Raw genomic sequence first — 18075 nt, 5'->3', positions numbered from 1 at the left:
GTGAGAACGATGGCCGAGCAGGACATTCGCCCGGCCAGGCCCGACCCGTCCGCCTCCGCGCCCGGCGCTACCGCCGGCGCCGGGCCGCAGGACGGCGACCCGGGCTCGCGGGTGAGCGAGTTGCAGGAACAGGTCACCGACCTCGAGCGGCAGGTGGCGGAGCTGGAGGACCGGTGGCGGCGGGCGCTGGCCGACCTGGACAACCTCCGCAAGCGCTACGAGCGCGAGTCCGCCACCCAGCGCGCCCGGGAGCGGGCGCAGGTCGCCGCCGCATGGCTGCCGGTGGTCGATCACCTGGAGCTGGCCCTGGCGCACGCCACCGCCAGCCCGGCGTCGATCATCGACGGCGTCCGCGGTGTCCGCGACCAGGCGCTCGCCGTGCTGTCGGGGCTGGGCTTCCCGCGCCGCGACGACGTGGGCACGACCTTCGACCCCGCGCGGCACGAGGCAGTGGCCGCCACCCCGACCCACGCCGCGCCGGCCGGCACGGTGCTGGAGGTGGTGCGCCCGGGCTACGGGGAGGGGGAGCAGCAGCTGCGTCCGGCGGCCGTGGTCGTCGCCGCCGGTCCCACCACGGGCGGGCACGACGACACCGGTAGCGGCGATCGACGGGATGCGGGAGCGCGGTGATGGCCGACCGTGACTACTACGCCGCGCTCGGGGTCCCTCGCGGCGCCGGCGCCGAGGAGATCCAGCGCGCCTACCGCAAGCTGGCTCGCCAGTACCACCCCGACGTCAACAAGGACCCTGGAGCGGAGGAGAAGTTCAAGGAGGTCTCCGAGGCCTACGACGTCCTCTCCGACCCGGAGACCCGGCGACGCTACGACGCCTTCGGCCCGGATTTCCGCCAGGTCCCCGAGGGCGTGGACACCGAGACCTGGCGTCGGGCCCGCGCCGGCGCGACCGCCGGGGCCGGTGCCCGCTCCGGACCGGGTCGGTCGTCGGGCTGGCCCGGCGGCGCCGACGGCGAGCAGGTCTGGGTCGGCGGTACCGGCTTCGGCTCCGGGGACTTCGGTGAGGGCATCGACCTCGACGACCTGTTCGGTGGCATGTTCGGCGGTCGGGCGACCGGCGCCCGTGGTGCCGGCCGGGCCCGGCGTGGCTGGGGACAGGTGGCCGGCGCCGACCAGGAAGCTGAGCTGCAGCTGAGCGTCGAGGACGCTGTCCGCGGCGGCCGCCAGTCGCTCACGCTGTCCGGTCCCGAGGGGCCTCGCACGCTCGAGGTCAACATCCCGGCCGGCGTGACCGACGGGCAGCGGATCCGGCTGACCGGGCAGGGTGGAGCCGGCAGCGGCGGCGCGCCCAACGGCGACCTGTACCTGGTGGTGCGGCTGGCCCCGCACCCGCGTTACCGGGTGGACGGTCGCGACCTCTACGTCGACCTGCCCCTGGCCCCGTGGGAGGCGGCGCTGGGCACGTCGGTCGCCATCGAGACCCCGGGCGGGGAGGCGAAGGTCAAGGTGCCGGCAGGTACCTCCAGCGGGCGGCGGCTGCGGCTGCGCGGCCGGGGGCTGCCCAACCCCCGCGGGGAAGCCGGGAACCTCTACGCGGAGGCGCGGATCGTGGTGCCGCACCGGCTGACCGAAGCCGAGCGGAAGCTGTTCTCCGAGCTGGCCGCGGCCTCCACCTTCGACGCACGCAAGCAGGCCAGGAGGCGGTCATGACCTACACCCTCGTGCGCCGCAGCCGGGCACCTCTCCTCGAGCTGAACTCCTTCGCGACCCAGGCACGGCTGCACCCGGAGCTGGTGCGCCGGCTGGTCGCGCTCGGCCTCCTGGAGGCCGAGCGCGACGCGGGCGGCCGGCTCTGGCTCGCGCCGGCGGAGCTGGCGACGGTCGCGCGGATCCAGCGGCTGCGAGCCGGCTTCTCGATCAACTACGCCGCCGTCGGCCTGGTCCTCGATCTGCTGGACCGCATCGAGGAGCTGCAGGCCGTGCTGCGGCGTGCCGGGCTGCCGGCCGGCGCAACGACCCGGCGCATCACAGCAGACCAGACCACGACACGGACGATCATCGGAGGCTGACGTGGACCTCAACCGACTGACCCAGAAGTCCCAGGAGGCCCTCCACGACGCGCAGACCAAGGCGCTGCGGTTCGGCCACACGGAGGTCGACGGCGAGCACCTGCTGCTCGCGCTGCTCGACCAGCCCGAAGGCCTGACGCCGCGGCTGCTGTCCCAGGCGGGCGCCGATCCCGACCGGGTTCGCGTCGACGTGGAGGCTGAACTCGGCCGCCGGCCCCGGGTGACCGGACCGGGAGCCGCACCCGGCCAGGTGCACGTGACCCAGCGGCTGTCCCGGTTGTTCGACACCGCCGAGCGGGAGGCCCAGCGGCTCAAGGACGAGTACGTCTCGGTCGAGCACCTGGTGATCGCGCTGCTCGAGGAGGGCAGCGCCACCGCCGCCGGACGGCTGCTGCGCTCGGCCGGCCTGACCCGGGACACGTTCCTGTCCGCGCTCGGCGACATCCGCGGCAACCAGCGGGTCACCTCCGCGATGCCCGAGGTCGCCTACGAGGCCCTGTCCAAGTACGGCCGCGACCTGGTCGCCGAGGCCGCCGCCGGAAAGCTCGACCCGGTCATCGGCCGGGACACCGAGATCCGCCGGGTGGTGCAGATCCTGTCCCGCAAGACCAAGAACAACCCGGTGCTCATCGGCGATCCCGGCGTCGGCAAGACCGCCATCGTCGAGGGCCTGGCCCAGCGGATCACCCGCGGCGACGTCCCCGAGGGCCTGCGCGACAAGACGATCTTCGCCCTCGACATGGGGTCGCTGGTCGCCGGTGCGAAGTACCGCGGCGAGTTCGAGGAGCGGCTCAAGGCCGTGCTCAGCGAGGTGCGCGCCGCCGAAGGGCGCATCCTGCTGTTCGTCGACGAGATGCACACCGTCGTCGGCGCCGGCGCGGCCGAGGGCGCGATGGACGCCGGCAACATGCTCAAGCCGATGCTGGCCCGCGGCGAGCTGCACATGATCGGCGCGACCACGCTGGACGAGTACCGCAAGCACGTGGAGAAGGACGCCGCGCTGGAGCGTCGGTTCCAGCCGGTCGTCGTCGATGAGCCCACGATCGAGGACGCCGTCTCCATCCTGCGCGGGCTGCGGGAACGGTTGGAGATTTTCCACGGCGTGAAGATCCAGGACGCTGCGCTCGTCGCCGCGGTCACCCTGTCCCACCGCTACATCTCCGACCGGTTCCTGCCCGACAAGGCCATCGACCTGGTGGACGAGTCGTGCGCGATGCTGCGCACCGAGATCGACTCCATGCCCGCCGAACTGGACGAGCTCACCCGGCGCGTGCGGCGGCTGGAGATCGAGGAGGCCGCACTGGCCAAGGAGAGCGACCCGGCGAGCGCGAAGCGGCTGGAGGAGCTGCGCCGCGAACTGGCCGACCTGCGCGCCGAGGCCGACGCCATGCACGCTCAGTGGGAGGCCGAACGGCACGCGCTGCGCAAGGTGCAGGCGCTGCGCGAGGAGCTCGAGCAGGTTCGGGTGGACGCCGAGGCGGCCGAGCGCTCCTACGACCTGAACCGGGCTGCCGAGCTGCGGCACGGGCGGCTGCCGGAGCTGGAGCGGCGGCTGGCCGCGGAGGAGGAGCAGCTCGCGGCCAAGCAGGGCGGTCAGCGGCTGCTGCGCGAGGTGGTCACCGAGACCGAGATCGCCAACATCGTCTCGCGCTGGACCGGCATCCCGGTGTCCCGGCTGACCGAGGGGGAGCGGGACAAGCTGCTGCGCCTCGACGAGATCCTGCACGAACGAGTGGTCGGGCAGGACGAGGCGGTGCAGCTGGTCGCCGACGCCATCATCCGCGCCCGCTCCGGGATCAAGGACCCGCGCCGGCCGATCGGGTCGTTCATCTTCCTCGGCCCCACCGGTGTCGGGAAGACCGAGCTGGCCCGCACCCTGGCCGCGGCGCTCTTCGACACCCCGGACAACGTGGTGCGGCTGGACATGAGCGAGTACCAGGAGCGGCACACCGTCTCCCGGCTGGTCGGCGCCCCACCGGGCTACGTCGGCTACGAGGAGGGCGGTCAGCTCACCGAGGCGGTGCGGCGCAAGCCCTACTCGGTCGTGCTCTTCGATGAGATCGAGAAGGCCCACGCCGACGTCTTCAACACGCTGCTGCAGGTCCTCGACGACGGCCGGCTCACCGACGCGCAGGGCCGCACCGTCGACTTCCGCAACACCGTGGTGATCATGACGTCGAACATCGGGTCGCAGTACCTGCTGGACGGCGTCACCGGCGGCGGGGAGATCAAGCCCGAGGCCCGGGAAGCGGTGATGGCCGAGCTGCGGGGGCACTTCCGGCCGGAGTTCCTCAACCGGGTCGACGACATCGTGCTGTTCAAGCCGCTGACCCTGGCCGAGATCGAGACCATCGTCGAGCTCATGGCCGGTGACCTGCGGGCTCGGCTGGCCGAGCGCCAGATGCGCCTGGAACTGACCGAGGACGCCCGTCGGTTCATCGCCGGTCAGGGTTTCGACCCCGTCTACGGTGCCCGGCCGCTGCGCCGGTTCATCGCCCGGGAGGTCGAGACCCGCATCGGCCGTGCGCTGCTGACCGGGGACGTCCTCGACGGGGCCACCATCCGCGTCGACGCCACCGACGGGCAACTCGTCGTCCGGTGGGAGAACACCACCGGTGACGAGCGGGCTGTCGCCTGAGGAGGGCCGAGATGACCTCACCCACCGTCGTGGCCTGCCCGGCGTGCGGCCGTCGCAACCGGGTGCCCGCCGATGCGTCGGGCACCCCCCGGTGCGGGCAGTGCCGGGCACCGTTGCCGTGGATCGTCGATGCCGGTGACGCAGACCTGGCTGCCGTCGCCGATCGCGCCCCGTTGCCGGTGCTGCTGGACCTGTGGGCCCCGTGGTGCGGCCCCTGCCGGATGGTCAGCCCCGCCCTGGAGGAGCTGGCCCGCAGGTTCGCCGGCCGGATCAAGCTGGTCAAGGTCAACATCGACGCCGCCCCGCAGACCGCGCGACGGTTCACCGTGCAGGCCGTACCCACCCTCATGCTGCTCGACCACGGCCGGGTCATCAGCCGCCAAGCCGGCGCGGCACCTGCACCGGCGCTGCAGAGGTGGGTGGAGGAGGCACTGTCGGAGGCGGGCCGCCCCGGCCGGTGAGACTTCGCGCCACCACCGGCGACCGGAGCCGTGGCACCCGTGGTCGGTGCCCCTCGCCCCGAGGGCGGCAGCAGCGAGGTTGCGGTGGTGATCGGCTCCGTCGGCGGCTGAGCTCAGGGGTTCGCGGCGAGGAAGACGAAGGCGACGCACAGCACCAGGTGGACGGCGGCCTGCAGCAGGGTCGACCGTCCCGGCATGACGGTCAGGATGCCGACGGCCGCGGTGAGCACCAGCAGTGCGATCTGCAGCGGCCCCAGCCCGAGCAGCAACGGCCCGGGCAGCCAGAAAGACGCAACGGCGATGGTCGGGATCGTCAACCCGATGCTCGCCATGGCTGAACCCAGCGCCAGGTTCAGGCTGATCTGCACGCGGTCGCGGAGGGCGTTGCGCACCGCTGCCAGGGTCTCTGGCAGGAGCACGAGCACGGCGATGATGACGCCGACGAACGACGCCGGCAGCCCCGCGCCGGTCACGGCGTCCTCGATGGTCTTCGACTCCACCTTCGCCAGCCCCACCACGCCGATCAGCGCCGCCACGAGCAGCACCAGGCTCAGGAGCGCCCATCCGGTCGACGGCGGCGTGGCGTGCTCGCCGCCCGGAGTCCGCCGGTGAAGGCTGAGGTGCTTCTCGGGGTCGTCGCCGCGGGGCGGCAGGAAGTAGTCGCGATGACGGATGTTCTGCACGAACACGAACAGCGCGTACAGCGCCAGGGACACGACGGCGGCGAAGACCAACTGGGCTGAGGTGTAGGTCGGGCCCGGGGCACTGACGGTGAACGTCGGCAGCACCAGGCACAGCGCGGCCAGGGTGAGGACGGTGGCCAGCGCGGCGCCGGTGCCTTCGGCGTTGAACCTGGCCACCCCGTGCCGCAACGCACCGATCAGCAGGGCCAGACCGACGATCCCGTTGCAGGTGATCATCACCGCGGCGAAGACGGTGTCGCGGGCCAGGGACTCGGTCCCCGGTCCGCCGGAGAGCATCACCGTCACGATCAGCCCGACCTCGATGACCGTCACCGCCACGGCCAGGATGAGCGAACCGAACGGCTCACCAACGCGCAGGGCGACCGTCTCGGCGTGGTGCACGGCAGCCAGCACCGAGCCCGCCAGCAGGCAGGCGACCGCGACTCCCGCAAGGGGCGGCAGCTGCGGCCGCCCCCAGACCATCGCCAGCACGCCGACGGCCAGCAGCGGAACGACGACGGTCGCCCAACGGGTCAGCCGGGCGGCCAGGCTCGCCGCCGGGGGAGTGACCGGGTCGCTGCCCGGGGGACCGGTGGCCGGGGGCCGGACGGTGACGGCATGTGGTGGTGTCGCGCTGCGGCGCACCTTGGGTCCTCCCCTCGTGGCGTGGTTGCGGGCTCGCAGACGACCGCGCGGCTCGCGGCTCGGATCGCCCCGGTCGCGCGCTGCCGGCTGCGCGTCAGAAGCCGATGACCGGTTCGCGGGGCAGTGGCTCGGGCGCGGGCGCCACGATGGCCCGGACGGTGACCTGACCGGCTCGGGCGAAGGTGAGGGTCACATCCTTCGACTGCGCCGCATCGATTGCCTCCGTGAGCCCGGTCAGCACCACGGACGGGCCGCCCATGCCCACGTACACCGCCTCGTCGGCCAGAACTGGGATGCGCACCTCGCCGGTCGCATCTGTCGACGGCGCGCTGACCGGCTCGGCCTCCACGCGCTGCGCCGCGAGCACCGTCTCGGAGGGGACCGCCGGAGCAGTCTCGGTGGCGGAGGGTGTTCCGGTGACGGTGACGCCGGTGAAGAAGTCGCCGGCGACGGCCAGCAGTTCGTCGTCCTCCTGACCGCTGTTGACGATCGCCATCGACAGTTCCGCCTGGTCGCCGGGTCGATAGATGCCCTCCGGCGGATAGGCCAGTTTCGCGGCGCGAATGGTCACATCTCCCACAGTGCCGAAGCCACCGGTCTTGTCCCGCTGCTGTGTCGCAGTCTGCGTCACCTGACCGGCGCTGCACGCGCTCACCAGCATCGTCGATGACAGAAAGAGTGCGAGGACGACCTTTCGGAGGGTCCTGCCCATGTTCGATCACCCCTTCCGGCTGTGGACAGGAAAGGTCGCGAGCGCGGAACCGGCGTCACGGTCGGTGTGACGCCGGGCTGGTGCTGTTCCCGCTCGAGAGCTGTCGGCCCGGTCAGCTCACGCGGCCCGGGCGCCGATCAGTCGGGCGATGCGGTCCGCGACCGGGGGATGGGTCATGAACAGCACCGAGAGCGACCGCCCGTTGCCGCGGAGCGGGTTCACCAGGTACTTGGAGGCCTGGGACGGCTCCACCGGCATCGGCACGGAGCGGGCCGCATGGTCGATCTTGGCCAGGGCGCCGGCCAGCGCCTGCCCGTCGCCCAGCAACGCCGCGCCCGTGCGGTCGGCCTCGTACTCCCGGCTGCGCGACAGCGCCAGCTGCAGCAGCGCCGCGGCGATCGGCGCGACCAGGGCGGTCACCAGCATGGCCAGCGGTCCGGGATCCTCCTCGTCGTCGGAGGAGCCGAAGAATGGCAGCCACCCGATCACGTTCGCCAGGAAGCTGACCCCGGTCGCCAGCGCGGCGGCCACCGACGTCAGCAGGATGTCGCGGTTACCGACGTGCGCCAGCTCGTGCGCCAGCACCGCCTTCAGCTCGCGCGGGGTCAACAGATCCAGCAGACCTCGGGTGACGGCGACCGCTGCATGCCGCGGGTTGCGTCCGGTGGCGAAGGCGTTGGGCTGGCGGTCCGGCGTCACGTACAACCTCGGCATCGGCAGGCCGGCCTCGGCAGCCAGTTCACGCACGATGCGGTGATAGGCCGGCAGCTCGCGATCACTCACAGGGACCGCCCGCGCGGCCGCCAGCGCCAGCCGATCGGAGAACCAGTAGGAGCCGCCTACCGCCGCCAGGCCGGCGACCAATCCGAGCACCGTGCCGACCTCGCCGAACTGCGAGCCGAGCATGACCAGCAACCCGCCCAGCGCACCCAGCAGCACGGCGGTCTTGACGCCGTTCCAGCCGGCGCGCGCGGTCGAGAAGTACGACCGATGGGGAGACGGTGATGCGGACGTGGGCCGACCACCCGAATGCGCCCCCCGCTGCCACGTCGTCGTCGGGGCGAACTCCGAGTAGCGCGTGGAGTCGCGGAGTGCTGTGGCCATCGATGCCTCCTCTCACGGTGAGAACCCACGCAGCTGTGCGCCCTGAGCGGTGCGCTCGCTGCACAGTTGAAGACGCCGGAGGTGATTGCCTTGTTCCTGTGCCGTTGTCTGCAGGCGGCCGCCGCGACCAATCCGGAGAATGGCTCCGCGCGGGTGCTCCGCTTCTCGACGAGTTGTCCTATGTGCGACTGTGAAACGCGGCAGCGAGCAACGGTGGGGGCTTCGAGGCCCACGGGGCCGGCCATCTCGAGCCGCAGTTCTCACGGTTTGTCCAGGCCGCGGATCGGCAACCCCGCAGACGCGTCTCACGACCTGACGGAGGAGCACCGCCGCGAGAACCAGGGGAGGTAGTCGGCATTCCGACCTGCCCGACTCGTTGACGAGACCACGTGTTGAAGGGGGCGGGCCCTCGACCCCAGTAATGGGGGACCCACCGAAACTGACGTGCCGACCCGTGTCTCCGACAAGCTGTTGTCGTCCCGTGCGCCACCTGGTCGTTCGAGAGCCTGGGGCAAGACCCGGCGGACGACCATCAGCTCGGTGAGTCGGACTCCCTGAGCCGCCGAATCGCCTCCGACCACGTCACCGGTAGTCCGTCGGTCGTCCAGAAGACGAAGCGCGAGCTCGCCATCGCCCGACGGTGCCCTGCCATGGAGGACCGGTGGGGCTCGCTGCGGACGAAGACGTTCAGGGCTGTACGGTCGCGCCACGCTGACAAGGTCCTGAAGGTTCGATCAAGGGGCGTGCCTCGAGTGCTACTCCGAGAGCGCCCTGCGCCCTGAGCGCCTGGCGACGAATGCGCAGCGAATCCATGAGGAAACCTGGGACGTATCTGAACGAAGTGAGGCGGAACTCCGAGGCCATGATGAGGGGCGAACCCTCGATGACGGCGACGGTCTTCCAGGGGACATACGTCATGACAAGCCTCCACCGGACCTGACCAGGGAGCGGGCTGGTGGCTGACGGAAGGACTCCAGCGAGCGTGGTCGTCGCGGTGAAGAGCGCCAGACCTTGCCGCGAGTTGTGAGCCGCCCCCGCACCCGTCGCTTCTCCAGGGGATGGCAGTCGCTGTGGCGATCAGCGCTAACGAAGGGGGCGCGCCCATCAGGTCGATGGCCATGGCTGAACCCTCCGCACGGACCCGGTCGGGCGTAAGGGGCAGACCTGCCGAGTTTCGGGGGATTGCTGCCAGTGCAGCTCGGCGGTCTGTCCGCCATGCGCGCCGGCGGGTCGGGCTGCTGGAGGTGCGCCGGCTGTCGTCGACCGTGAACTACCGGACGCCGGCGGAGGTCATGGCGGAGGCCGAGCCGGTGATCCGTGCCGTGCTGCCGGACGCCAACGTGCCGACGTCGGTGCGCAGCACCGGGGTTCCGGTCGTGCAGGGGTGCGTGTCTTCGCGGCGCCGGATGGTCGACGAGTGGCTGGGCGCGCATGCGAGGGGATCGCCTGTGTCATCGGCGACCCGGCGACCCCGGAGACGCCGCCGGTGCAGTCGCTGAGCCCGTCACTGGGGAAGGGGCTGGAGCTCGAGCTAGGTCGTGCTCCTCGACGCCCAGTGGTTCGGGACGGGCATCGGGGGAGCCCCGACCGATATGTCCCGATGACAGGGTGACCCGACAGTTCGTCGCGCTCATGAGCGGGTGAACCCTGATGGCGGACGAGCAGGGAGCGGTGGTGCAGCGGCAACGCATCGACGTGGACGATGCTGCACCGCAGGGCTTCGAGGAACCTGACGGTGAGCTGGTGGCGGCAGCCGATGATGAGTACCGTCGCCGTCGCCGTCGCCGTCAGCAGGTCGGGTCCTCCAGCCGACCGTCTTCGGCGTTCCGCACGCCGCACCCGCCGAAATCGTGGCCCGACAGGGCGCGCACCAGGTCGATCGACTGTTGGTCGTGATCGGGTATCCCCGGTCCGACCATGCGACTGGGCAGCAGCCGGCCCCCGACCCAGCGGCCGTCGCGGTTCAGCTCGATCGACAGCACAATTCCCACGCCCAGTGGGCCGTCGTGGGAGAGCGAGCGATAGCCGAGGAAGTTGCCGAGGCTGTAGGCGATGAGGCGACCGTTGTGCCACTCCATACCGCGCAACACGTACGGTCCCGCACCGAGGACGACGTCGGCCCCGGCGTCGATCACCGCGTGGGAGAACGCGATCGGGTTCCCGCGGTCCTCGTCGAGGAACGTCTCGGTGCCGGGGCGGGTGTGCTGGTGGCCGGCGCCCTCCGCGCCGGCGTGGATCGTGACGATGACCAGGTCAGCTTTCGCGTCGCCCTCCCGTACGAGCTGCTCGGCGGCTTCGATGTCGAGCAGGCTCTGCGCCCACCAGTAGGGCGCGAAGCCGATGATGGCCACCCGGACGCCGTCCACCTCCCGGTACGTGATCTGCCCCGGCATGCCGGTGTAACTGACGCCGGCCGCGATGAGGGCCTCCCTGGTGTCGGTCAGCCCTCGCTCGCCGAAGTCACGGGTGTGGTTGTTCGCCAGGTTGACGACGGTGAATCCGGCGTCGGCGAGCACCTGTGCGTAGGCCGGCGGCGTGCGGAAGGCGAAGCAGTCGGCGCGGCCTGGCCCGCACTTCGATGACACCGTCGCGTCCGTCAGTGCCTGGTCCAGGTTGGCGAGGACGACATCGACGACCAGCAGATCCTTCACCGCGGCAAACAGGCCGCGTCCGCCGTCCGAGGGGAGTCGCGGCACTGCCCCCATGACCACGTCGCCGACCGCCACGATCCGCACGTCTTCCGCGGTGCCGGCGTCGGCCTGTCCGTGGAGGAGGGGGCACCCGGGGTGTTCCCGCCCGGTCGGCGCCGAGGTACTCGCCGACGGCGTAGAGGCAGCCTCCGGTCCCGCGGTCCCGCGGTCGTTTGCTTCGCAGGCGGTCGACACCAGGACGAGGAGCACGGCTGCCGTCCTGTGCACCGCCTGGCGAACAGCCCGTCCGCGCCGGCACAATCCCGGTGGCGACCGGTCCGGCGTACGGGTGCCCTCCGATCCGAGGTCCGGAGTTGGACGACGGTGGGCGCGTGTGGGCCGGCGCACGGTGGTCACGGTGCTGGAGGCCTGTCCTTTCGAGGGGCGGTACGGACGTTCCGCCGCGGATGTGGGCGGTCCGGTCGTTGGCTGGTTGCAGCCGCTCGCCGAGCCCCCCGTGAGAGTCGGGCGGTCGAGTTCAGGGCCGCCCTCCGCGACGGCGGGCCGCAGGGCATGGCGTTCGACCGCCCCGGCGGATGGTGCGAAGCCGGCGGTGCTCGCCTCGTCGGCCCGACCGGCCCGGGCGGGTATCGCCGCCTCGAAGGTTCGGTGCCGCTCCGCGAACCTCATTCGCAGAGCACCTCGTAGAGCAGCAGCCCGGCCAGCACGGCGTAGACGCAGGCCGCCGCCCGGTTGAGCGCGGTGGCGGCGGCTCCGTTGGGCGCGAGCGCCGTTCGCAGCCGGCCGGCGCCCAGGCCGACGAGGCCATCGATCGTCAGCCCGACGAGCAGGAAGAGCAGTCCGAGCACCAGCAGTTGCGAGGCAAGCGGTCGCCCCGCCGTGGTGAACTGCGGAAGGAACGCCGCGAAGAAGAGGACGATCTTCGGGTTGGCCAGGTTGGTGACGGCTGCCCGCCGCAGGAGATGCCCCGCCTCCGGCAGGGGCTCGGGGCCCGAGCTGTCCGGCGCTGTCGGCCGAACGGCCTGGACCGCGAGGTGGAGCAGGTAGCAGGCGCCGAGCAACTGCACCGTGCGGAGCGCGTGCGGGTACCGCTCGAACATCACGGCCAGTCCCATGGCGGCGGCCACCGTGTGCACGAGCATGCCCACCGACATGCCGAGTGCCGCCAGCAATCCTCCTCGAGGTCCGTGCCGAAGCCCCGTGGCCATGACGAACGCCAGGTCCGGTCCCGGCGCGAGACAGATGACGAGCACCGCTCCCAAGAATGCGGGGAGAATCGCGGGGTCAGGCATCGCGCCGCCGTCCGCGATCATCCGGTGCGCGGCGCATCCACCGGCCTCCGGCGGGTGCGGCACCCGCCGGAGCCTCGGGCCCGAGGACGACGCGGTGCCGACCCGCGGGGCGTCTCCCCCTCGGACAGGTGCTCAGTGAGTCGTCGCCACCGGTGACGGGATCGGTCACCCGAGGGATGCTCGGGCACGGTCGCCGGCTCCGGCCAGGGACATTCCTGCCACTCGCCGTTCGGCATCTGCCAGATTCCCGCGACGCTTCTACCACCCGGAGTCACCGCCTGAGGCCGTCGCGCAGCGGTGGTGCCCCTGGCCGCACGGACCAGCTCCACACCGGGTTTCCGATACTCCGGGCAGTAGTTGCTAGTTCAGCCCACCAGGACCCCTTCTCGAACTGGAAGCCCAAGCTCAGAGTGCCCACGGACGCGAGTCATCTCCATGCCGAACCTTGCCTCACCGCCCGGCCCGAAGACCGCACTGCACCCCTCGGTCGGACGCAGAGGCACCCGGCCTGATGGCCCCTGCCCGCTACTCGCCTTGACTGCCGAGGCGAAAGCCAGGCCTTGACCACCGGCGTGTTCTGGTTGGCCGTGAGAAGCCAGCGCCCGTGCTCCTTGGTCATCACGTACATCGGTGTCCCTTCGGTCTCGAGATCGCCGTTGAGGTCGAAGTAGCGCTGGTGAACCTTGACTGCCGCGACGTCCGGTCGAATGAACAAGACGTGCTGGACGTCGTATGTCGCTCGGCCGTGCGCGCTCGAGCCCGGCAGCACGGTGGCGGTGAACTCGGCGATCGCGTCCCGACCGAACAGGCGCTTGCCATGCCCGGTGGTCCAGATCGCGTCGGCTCGGAAAAGTGAGACGAATTCATCGACGAGTTCCTGCTCCTGGAGGCGCTGGGCGGTGGCGACCAGGTCCCGAATCGCCTCTAGCTCTGTCGCTTCGTCGTGGGGGCCGTGCTGGACGGTGTTCTCATCTCTGGTCATGTCCGGAGCCTTCCAATTGAGGTTCGTTCGAGGTCGAGCCGATAGACCATGACGTGGGTGGTGAATCAGTTGACTCACGAATGGGCGGCGACCGTGATCCGCTGTCTGCGGTGGGGCGGGGGTCGATCTGGTCGAGGATGGGAGCCCTGGTCGTCAACGTGCACCCATCTGGTCAAGCGCGTGATTCAGGACAACCGCCCTACTGGGCCAACGGATCGGTGGCCTGGCGTAACGCCGACGATGCCGAGCCGATCACCGGCTGACCATGGCCGAAGCAAGCGGCCTCGACGCCGAGGCCGGCCAGGTGCTGCAGGGATTGCCACGCACCTTGTCGGTCGACGTTGAAGGGCCCCAAGAGGATTTCTCGATCCTCAGGCAGCCAGTTCGAGGTCGCGGCAGAGCGCCTCCAGCCGCGGGCGGCGGCTGGCCAACTCCCGGAGCATGGCCCCGAGGAGCTCGGACAGAGCCAGGCCGAGGCAGATGGCCGCGAGGACCTCCGACGAGGGCTCCTTGCGGCCGCGCTCGACTTCCGAGAGGTGCCCGACCGACACTCCGGCAGCGTCAGCGACCTCTCGAAGCGTCTTGCCCTGTTCGTGACGCACTCGACGCAAGACTCGTCCGATCAGCTCTCGCCGCAACACGGGGCCACTCTGTCCTACCGTGCCACCGCATGGTGGCCGGTGAACGACTCGCGGCTTCTCCGCGCCGCATGGGCCCGCCGCCAGAACGCCGGCTCCTCGCCGGCGAGGTGCAGTGCCGCCAGGTCGAGGACGCGCCGTGGCGAGCGCGCTCGCGTCGCCGCAGGGCACGCCGGCGGTGGCGGAGCACTTCGGGGCGTGACCCCTTGGCCATCGACGTTTCCCCGCCCCGGCCGTGTCAGGGGGCTCTTGTCCAGAGGCCCGTCGTGGGACCGTTCTCCGCGATCCGTTGGCGCAGGGAGGGAGAGTCCGTAGGCCACGCTCCCGGCGGGCGTTAGGAGCGCCAGCACGATGATGGCTGGGCTTGGATCGCCCTGGTTGGCCAGCAGCACCTGGGTCGGGGCCTGCAACGCGGCGGTCGTGCACCCCAGCCACGTGAGCACCCACGCGGTGCGCGGCCGGAGACCTCGCGGCGCCACGAGAGGAACCGCCCACCCGACCAGCGCGAGCACTCCGGTGACGACGAGGACGGTGCGCTGGGGGAGGGCATCCATGGCTCGGGGGCCGCTCTCCCCGGGGCCGAACAGGCCCCAGTAGGTCATGGCCATTCCGAAGGCCACCATGCTCAGGGCGCCGACGGCGATGGCCCGGCCTCGTGGACGCGGCGGGGGAGCGCTGAGCAGACGTCCCCACCGTTCGAGTGCGAAACACCAGGCGAGGACTGCGATGCCGATGACGAGCAGGCCGAATCCGCCGTACGTCAGCGCGAAAACCCACGGGCTCAGGTGGTCCATCCCGTGGGTGTGCAGCGCGCCCGTCCCCACCAGCTGGAGCGCTCCGCCTAGGGGAAGCCCGACGAGGATCGGAGCCAGCAGGCCGGTCGCTCCACCCGCGAGCACCACCACGACCCACCCGGGAACGCGCCGGCCCCACGGGCGGATCAGCGCGATCGCCAAGCCCACAGCCGCGAGCTCGAGCAGCAGCGTGACGACGTTGCCGACGATGACGCGGGTGCTGTGGAGCTCCGCTGCGCCCGCACAGCTCTACTCCGACCGTGCTGCCGGTGAGCCACAGGATCTTCAGCGTCATGTACGGCGCGACCGCGGTCACGACCACGCACAGGGCGATGCGCTGAGCGCGCGAATACATGTTCGGCCTCCGGTTACCTGCCGAGGTGCTCGACCACGGTGCGGGCGCGATCTGACGACCAGACGGGGGTGGGCGGATCGGGCCGATGCCGCCGTGCGATCGTCGTGGTCGGGACTGGCGTGATCACCGCTGTGCGGCGAGCCAGTCGTCGAAGGTCGTGGGTGCGATGCGGGCGCCGTCCGCAGGGAGGAGCAGCTCGCCGGCCATCTCCGGGCCGAAGACCGTCGACCAGCTGGGGAGGAGCTTCACCTGACGGCCCAGCGCCTCGTGGGTACGGCGGACCATGTCGACCAGGTCCTGTGGTTCGGGTCCGGCGACGTCGACGTAACGGCCCTTCGGCTCCCCGACCGCGAGCTCGACGAGGATGCCGGCAACGTCGTCGGGCGCGACGGGTTGCAGCAGGAGCGGTGCCACGGTGGCCACCCCGTCCTGCTCGGTCCAGCCGGCGACCATGGCCGGGAAGTCGTGGAACTGGGTCGCGGGCACGATCGTCCAGGGCACGGGACCTTCCTCCACGAGGCGCTCCTGGAGGCGATTGCCTGCGTAGTGGGCGTTCGCCTGGACGCGGTGGAGGCCGGCGATCGAGAGCAGCACGTGGTGGCGCACGCCGGCGCGATCCTCGGCCGCCAGGAGGTTGCGGGTGGCGGTGCCGAAGCAGGCGAGCGCTTCGTCCACGTCGGTGGTCGCGCAGTTGGTGACGTCCACGACGGCCTGTACCCCGATCAGGGCGTCGTCGAGGCCCTCGCCGGTGAGGAGATCGACCCCGGACGACCGACTGACGCGGAGGGCCTCGTGGCCTGCGTCCTCCAGCACTCGCACGATCCTGGCGCCGATGTTGCCCGTGGCGCCGGCAACCGCGACTCGCATGGTTCCTCCCTCGCTCGGTCGAGTCGGCACGGCGTCCTGCGCGCCAGCACCGGCCCTCGTGGCGGGTTCGAGCTGGCAAGACCGGCGGAGGAGGTCAGCTTGCTTGACGTCGTCGAGGCCGTCGACGGAGCGGTCTCCCGTACGTCTGCCGGGAGATCCGCCGACGCGGGCGCGGCGCCCTACCTCCCGAGGAGCGCCCGCGCCTGCATCCTCGCGGTCAAGATGGCCGAGGCCCACGCCGCGTGGCGGCAGAGCCTCGCGTCCGTCAGCCTCGCCGACATCGTCGCCTCGCTGCGGGACTACGCGCCGGCGCGAACCCGGGAGCGCATGCGGCGCGGTTCGTGACCGCCGGTTCGCCCGCTCCGGGCCCGAGCCGATCTCCGGGGTGTCGGCTCCGAGCCGGCGGTGAGGCCCGGACGCCTGAGGGACCTCTCCCGGGTCGCCGCCGTGTTCGGCCGCGGGCGGTGGACGGGGACGGGCCCGTCCAGCGGGTCAGGGAACGAGCTCTGGCGCGGAGCCCTGGATGTAGGTGGTGAGGAGGCCCCGACGGCGCCGCAGGTCCTGTACCCGGGCGTCGAGGTCGTCGAGCTCGTGCTGCAGTGCCTCGCGCAGGTCGGCGCACCAGTCGAACGTCGAGCCGTCGCCGCGGGTGCACGGCAGCACCTGGCGGATCACCGCTGTGGAGAGCCCGGCGTCCAGCAGCGCCCTGATCCGGCGGACGGTCGTCACGGCTTGCTCGTCGTACTCGCGGTAGCCGTTCGAACTCCGCCCGGCAGCCAGGAGCCCTTGCTCCTCCTAGTACCGCAGAAGCCTCGGCGGCACCCCGCTGCGCCGGGCCAGCTCACCGATGCGCACCCGCTTCTCCCCGGTCGTGGCTTGACCCTCACACGATGTCAACGTCTTCGCTGGGCGTCATGGAAGCTAGCAAATCGTCCGAAGCCACTGCGACCGGTGAAGCCGGGGCGTCGGTGCCCGAGCAGGACCGCGCGCGACCTACGTGTGCCACCTCAACGGCGAGCCGGCGACCGCGGATGATCTCGCGCCCGTCGCCTTCTCCGGGTATGCGCACTTCACGGCCATGCAGGTGCGTGACGGGCGCATCCGTGCACTCGACCTGCATCTGGAGCGACTGCGTACGGCGACCGCGGTGATGTTCGGCCGGGCACTGGACGTGGAGCGGGTCCGAGCGCTCGTGCGTGCGGCGGTGCTCGCCGGTCCGAGGGACGTCTCGCTCACTGCGACGGCCTTCACGAGCGACGGCGAGTTCACCGTCGGAGGCGACGGCGGCGGCGTGGACCTGCTCGTGCGCACGGGTCCTCCGGCATCGGGGCCGGTGGGGCCGTTGGCGCTGGACGTCGTCGAGCACGAGCGGGGCCTGCCGCACGTCAAGCACGTCGGTGAGGTCGCCAAGACCTGGTTCCTGCGACGGGCCGTTGATCGGGGCTACCACGACGCCGTCTTCGTCGATCGGCAGGGCCGGCTCAGCGAGGCGACCATCTGGAACCTGGCCTTCTGGAACGGGACCACGGTGATCTGGCCGGTTGCCGACATGCTGATCGGCACGACCATGCAGGCTCTTCGGCGTCAGCTGGCGAACCGTGGCATTCCGCAGTGCGAGGACCCATCCGACGGTCGGACGTCGGGACGCTGTCAGGAGCCGTGGTCATGAACTCGTGGACACCGGCGGTGCCGGTCCACCGGATCGGTGGTGCGTCGCTACCCGATGCGCCCGAGTTCGTCGAACTCCTGCACTCCGCGTTCGGTGCGGAACCACCCGTCTCCCCGTGATCCCTCGACCGGCGGCCGCACCGGTCATCCGGTGGTGCGGGAGCACAGCTCCGGGGCCAGTGCGGCGACGACCGACGGAGGCTGCCGGCGTCCCGGGCCGGACCGGCGGCGGGGTGGCGGTGCAGCCGGAGGACGCTGACGGCTAGCGAAAGCCCGAGCGTCGCCGCCAGCGCCAGCGCCGTGGCCGGCGCCGGGAGTAGCGCGACCCCCGCCCCGGCGACGACGGCGCTGCCCAGCGCGGCGCCCACCGCGATGCCGAGGTTGAAGACGACGGGGACCAGCGCCCCGGCGGTGTCCCGGTGCGCGACGCCGGCCGCACGCATCATCCGGGTCTGCACCGCGGGCCCGACGGCGCCGGTGGCGATGCCCCAGACGCCGATGAGGAGGACGTCGAGGACGGGGTGGACGCCGAGGACGGCCACCGCGGCGAGGCTGGCGGACA

The 18075-nt window shown here is 71.5% G+C and carries 16 protein-coding genes and 1 pseudogene; 7 read left to right on the top strand and 10 right to left on the bottom strand.

What is annotated here, in order from left to right:
- The first annotated feature begins 9 nt into the window (after positions 1-9).
- Genes ACI79P_RS14685 through trxA form a run of 5 tightly spaced genes read left to right on the top strand, consistent with a single transcriptional unit; the run spans position 10 to position 5122 of the window.
- Positions 10-630 (top strand): nucleotide exchange factor GrpE, encoded by a 621-nt coding sequence (locus ACI79P_RS14685; RefSeq protein ID WP_456581785.1) that lies wholly within the window; start codon positions 10-12, stop codon positions 628-630.
- Positions 630-1664: a DnaJ C-terminal domain-containing protein gene (locus ACI79P_RS14680; protein WP_456581784.1), complete on the top strand. Its 1035-nt coding sequence runs from the start codon at positions 630-632 to the stop codon at positions 1662-1664. Before ACI79P_RS14685 ends, ACI79P_RS14680 begins: the two co-directional genes overlap by 1 nt.
- Positions 1661-2023, top strand: a complete 363-nt coding sequence (locus tag ACI79P_RS14675; RefSeq protein WP_456581783.1) for a chaperone modulator CbpM — start codon at positions 1661-1663, stop codon at positions 2021-2023. Before ACI79P_RS14680 ends, ACI79P_RS14675 begins: the two co-directional genes overlap by 4 nt.
- A gap of 1 nt (position 2024) precedes the next feature.
- The gene (gene clpB / locus ACI79P_RS14670; RefSeq protein WP_456581782.1) at positions 2025-4661 is read left to right on the top strand and encodes an ATP-dependent chaperone ClpB; all 2637 of its coding nucleotides are present in this window, start codon (positions 2025-2027) and stop codon (positions 4659-4661) included.
- Between the two features lie 11 nt (positions 4662-4672).
- A complete protein-coding gene (gene trxA / locus ACI79P_RS14665) occupies positions 4673-5122 on the top strand; it encodes a thioredoxin (protein ID WP_456581781.1) in 450 nt (149 codons plus the stop codon).
- A 113-nt stretch (positions 5123-5235) separates the two neighbouring features.
- Here the strand turns inward: trxA and ACI79P_RS14660 are convergent, their stop codons facing one another.
- The 9 genes from ACI79P_RS14660 to ACI79P_RS14620 form a co-directional block, all read right to left on the bottom strand.
- The gene (locus tag ACI79P_RS14660) at positions 5236-6450 is read right to left on the bottom strand and encodes a calcium:proton antiporter (RefSeq protein WP_456581780.1); all 1215 of its coding nucleotides are present in this window, start codon (positions 6448-6450) and stop codon (positions 5236-5238) included.
- A 94-nt stretch (positions 6451-6544) separates the two neighbouring features.
- Positions 6545-7162 carry a hypothetical protein gene (locus tag ACI79P_RS14655; protein WP_456581779.1) on the bottom strand — a complete coding sequence of 206 codons (618 nt, stop codon included), beginning with the start codon at positions 7160-7162 and terminating at the stop codon, positions 6545-6547.
- A 117-nt stretch (positions 7163-7279) separates the two neighbouring features.
- A complete protein-coding gene (locus ACI79P_RS14650; protein ID WP_456581778.1) occupies positions 7280-8266 on the bottom strand; it encodes a M48 family metalloprotease in 987 nt (328 codons plus the stop codon).
- Positions 8267-10053: 1787 nt separating this feature from the next.
- On the bottom strand, positions 10054-11166 hold the full coding sequence (locus ACI79P_RS14645) for a CapA family protein (protein ID WP_456581777.1): 1113 nt from the start codon (positions 11164-11166) through the stop codon (positions 10054-10056).
- Positions 11167-11582: 416 nt separating this feature from the next.
- Positions 11583-12209: a LysE family translocator gene (locus tag ACI79P_RS14640; protein WP_456581834.1), complete on the bottom strand. Its 627-nt coding sequence runs from the start codon at positions 12207-12209 to the stop codon at positions 11583-11585.
- A 427-nt stretch (positions 12210-12636) separates the two neighbouring features.
- The gene (locus ACI79P_RS14635; protein WP_456581776.1) at positions 12637-13191 is read right to left on the bottom strand and encodes an SgcJ/EcaC family oxidoreductase; all 555 of its coding nucleotides are present in this window, start codon (positions 13189-13191) and stop codon (positions 12637-12639) included.
- Positions 13192-13562: 371 nt separating this feature from the next.
- Positions 13563-13832 (bottom strand): helix-turn-helix domain-containing protein, encoded by a 270-nt coding sequence (locus tag ACI79P_RS14630; RefSeq protein ID WP_456581775.1) that lies wholly within the window; start codon positions 13830-13832, stop codon positions 13563-13565.
- Between the two features lie 14 nt (positions 13833-13846).
- Positions 13847-14785 (bottom strand): hypothetical protein, encoded by a 939-nt coding sequence (locus ACI79P_RS14625; protein ID WP_456581774.1) that lies wholly within the window; start codon positions 14783-14785, stop codon positions 13847-13849.
- 316 nt (positions 14786-15101) lie between these two features.
- Positions 15102-15845 carry an SDR family oxidoreductase gene (locus ACI79P_RS14620; RefSeq protein WP_456581773.1) on the bottom strand — a complete coding sequence of 248 codons (744 nt, stop codon included), beginning with the start codon at positions 15843-15845 and terminating at the stop codon, positions 15102-15104.
- Between ACI79P_RS14620 and ACI79P_RS14615 the strand changes: the two genes are divergently transcribed.
- A complete protein-coding gene (locus ACI79P_RS14615) occupies positions 15771-16190 on the top strand; it encodes an RrF2 family transcriptional regulator (protein WP_456581772.1) in 420 nt (139 codons plus the stop codon). The genes ACI79P_RS14620 and ACI79P_RS14615 overlap by 75 nt on opposite strands.
- 147 nt (positions 16191-16337) lie before the next feature.
- On the opposite strand, the pseudogene ACI79P_RS14610 reads toward ACI79P_RS14615, so the two are convergent.
- Positions 16338-16628 (bottom strand): annotated as a pseudogene (locus ACI79P_RS14610) (MerR family transcriptional regulator); the annotation flags it as partial.
- A 214-nt stretch (positions 16629-16842) separates the two neighbouring features.
- Here ACI79P_RS14610 and ACI79P_RS14605 point away from each other — a divergent pair.
- Complete coding sequence (locus ACI79P_RS14605; RefSeq protein WP_456581771.1) at positions 16843-17514, top strand: aminotransferase class IV; 672 nt, start codon at positions 16843-16845, stop codon at positions 17512-17514.
- Positions 17515-18075 lie beyond the last annotated feature (561 nt).

The sequence above is a fragment of the Blastococcus sp. SYSU DS0510 genome (assembly GCF_054050835.1).
The sequence above is the reverse complement of the archived record's forward strand: the minus strand, read 5'-3'. Positions and strand labels throughout refer to the sequence as shown.

Bases quoted from the DNA above. Each gene is read 5' to 3' on its own strand.
- ACI79P_RS14620 (WP_456581773.1), bottom strand. From the start codon at position 15,845: ATGCGAGTCGCGGTTGCCGGCGCCACGGGCAACATCGGCGCCAGGATC.
- trxA (WP_456581781.1), top strand. From the start codon at position 4,673: ATGACCTCACCCACCGTCGTGGCCTGCCCGGCGTGCGGCCGTCGCAAC.
- ACI79P_RS14650 (WP_456581778.1), bottom strand. From the start codon at position 8,266: ATGGCCACAGCACTCCGCGACTCCACGCGCTACTCGGAGTTCGCCCCG.
- ACI79P_RS14680 (WP_456581784.1), top strand. From the start codon at position 630: ATGGCCGACCGTGACTACTACGCCGCGCTCGGGGTCCCTCGCGGCGCC.
- ACI79P_RS14675 (WP_456581783.1), top strand. From the start codon at position 1,661: ATGACCTACACCCTCGTGCGCCGCAGCCGGGCACCTCTCCTCGAGCTG.
- ACI79P_RS14640 (WP_456581834.1), bottom strand. From the start codon at position 12,209: ATGCCTGACCCCGCGATTCTCCCCGCATTCTTGGGAGCGGTGCTCGTC.
- ACI79P_RS14635 (WP_456581776.1), bottom strand. From the start codon at position 13,191: ATGACCAGAGATGAGAACACCGTCCAGCACGGCCCCCACGACGAAGCG.
- ACI79P_RS14685 (WP_456581785.1), top strand. From the start codon at position 10: ATGGCCGAGCAGGACATTCGCCCGGCCAGGCCCGACCCGTCCGCCTCC.
- ACI79P_RS14655 (WP_456581779.1), bottom strand. From the start codon at position 7,162: ATGGGCAGGACCCTCCGAAAGGTCGTCCTCGCACTCTTTCTGTCATCG.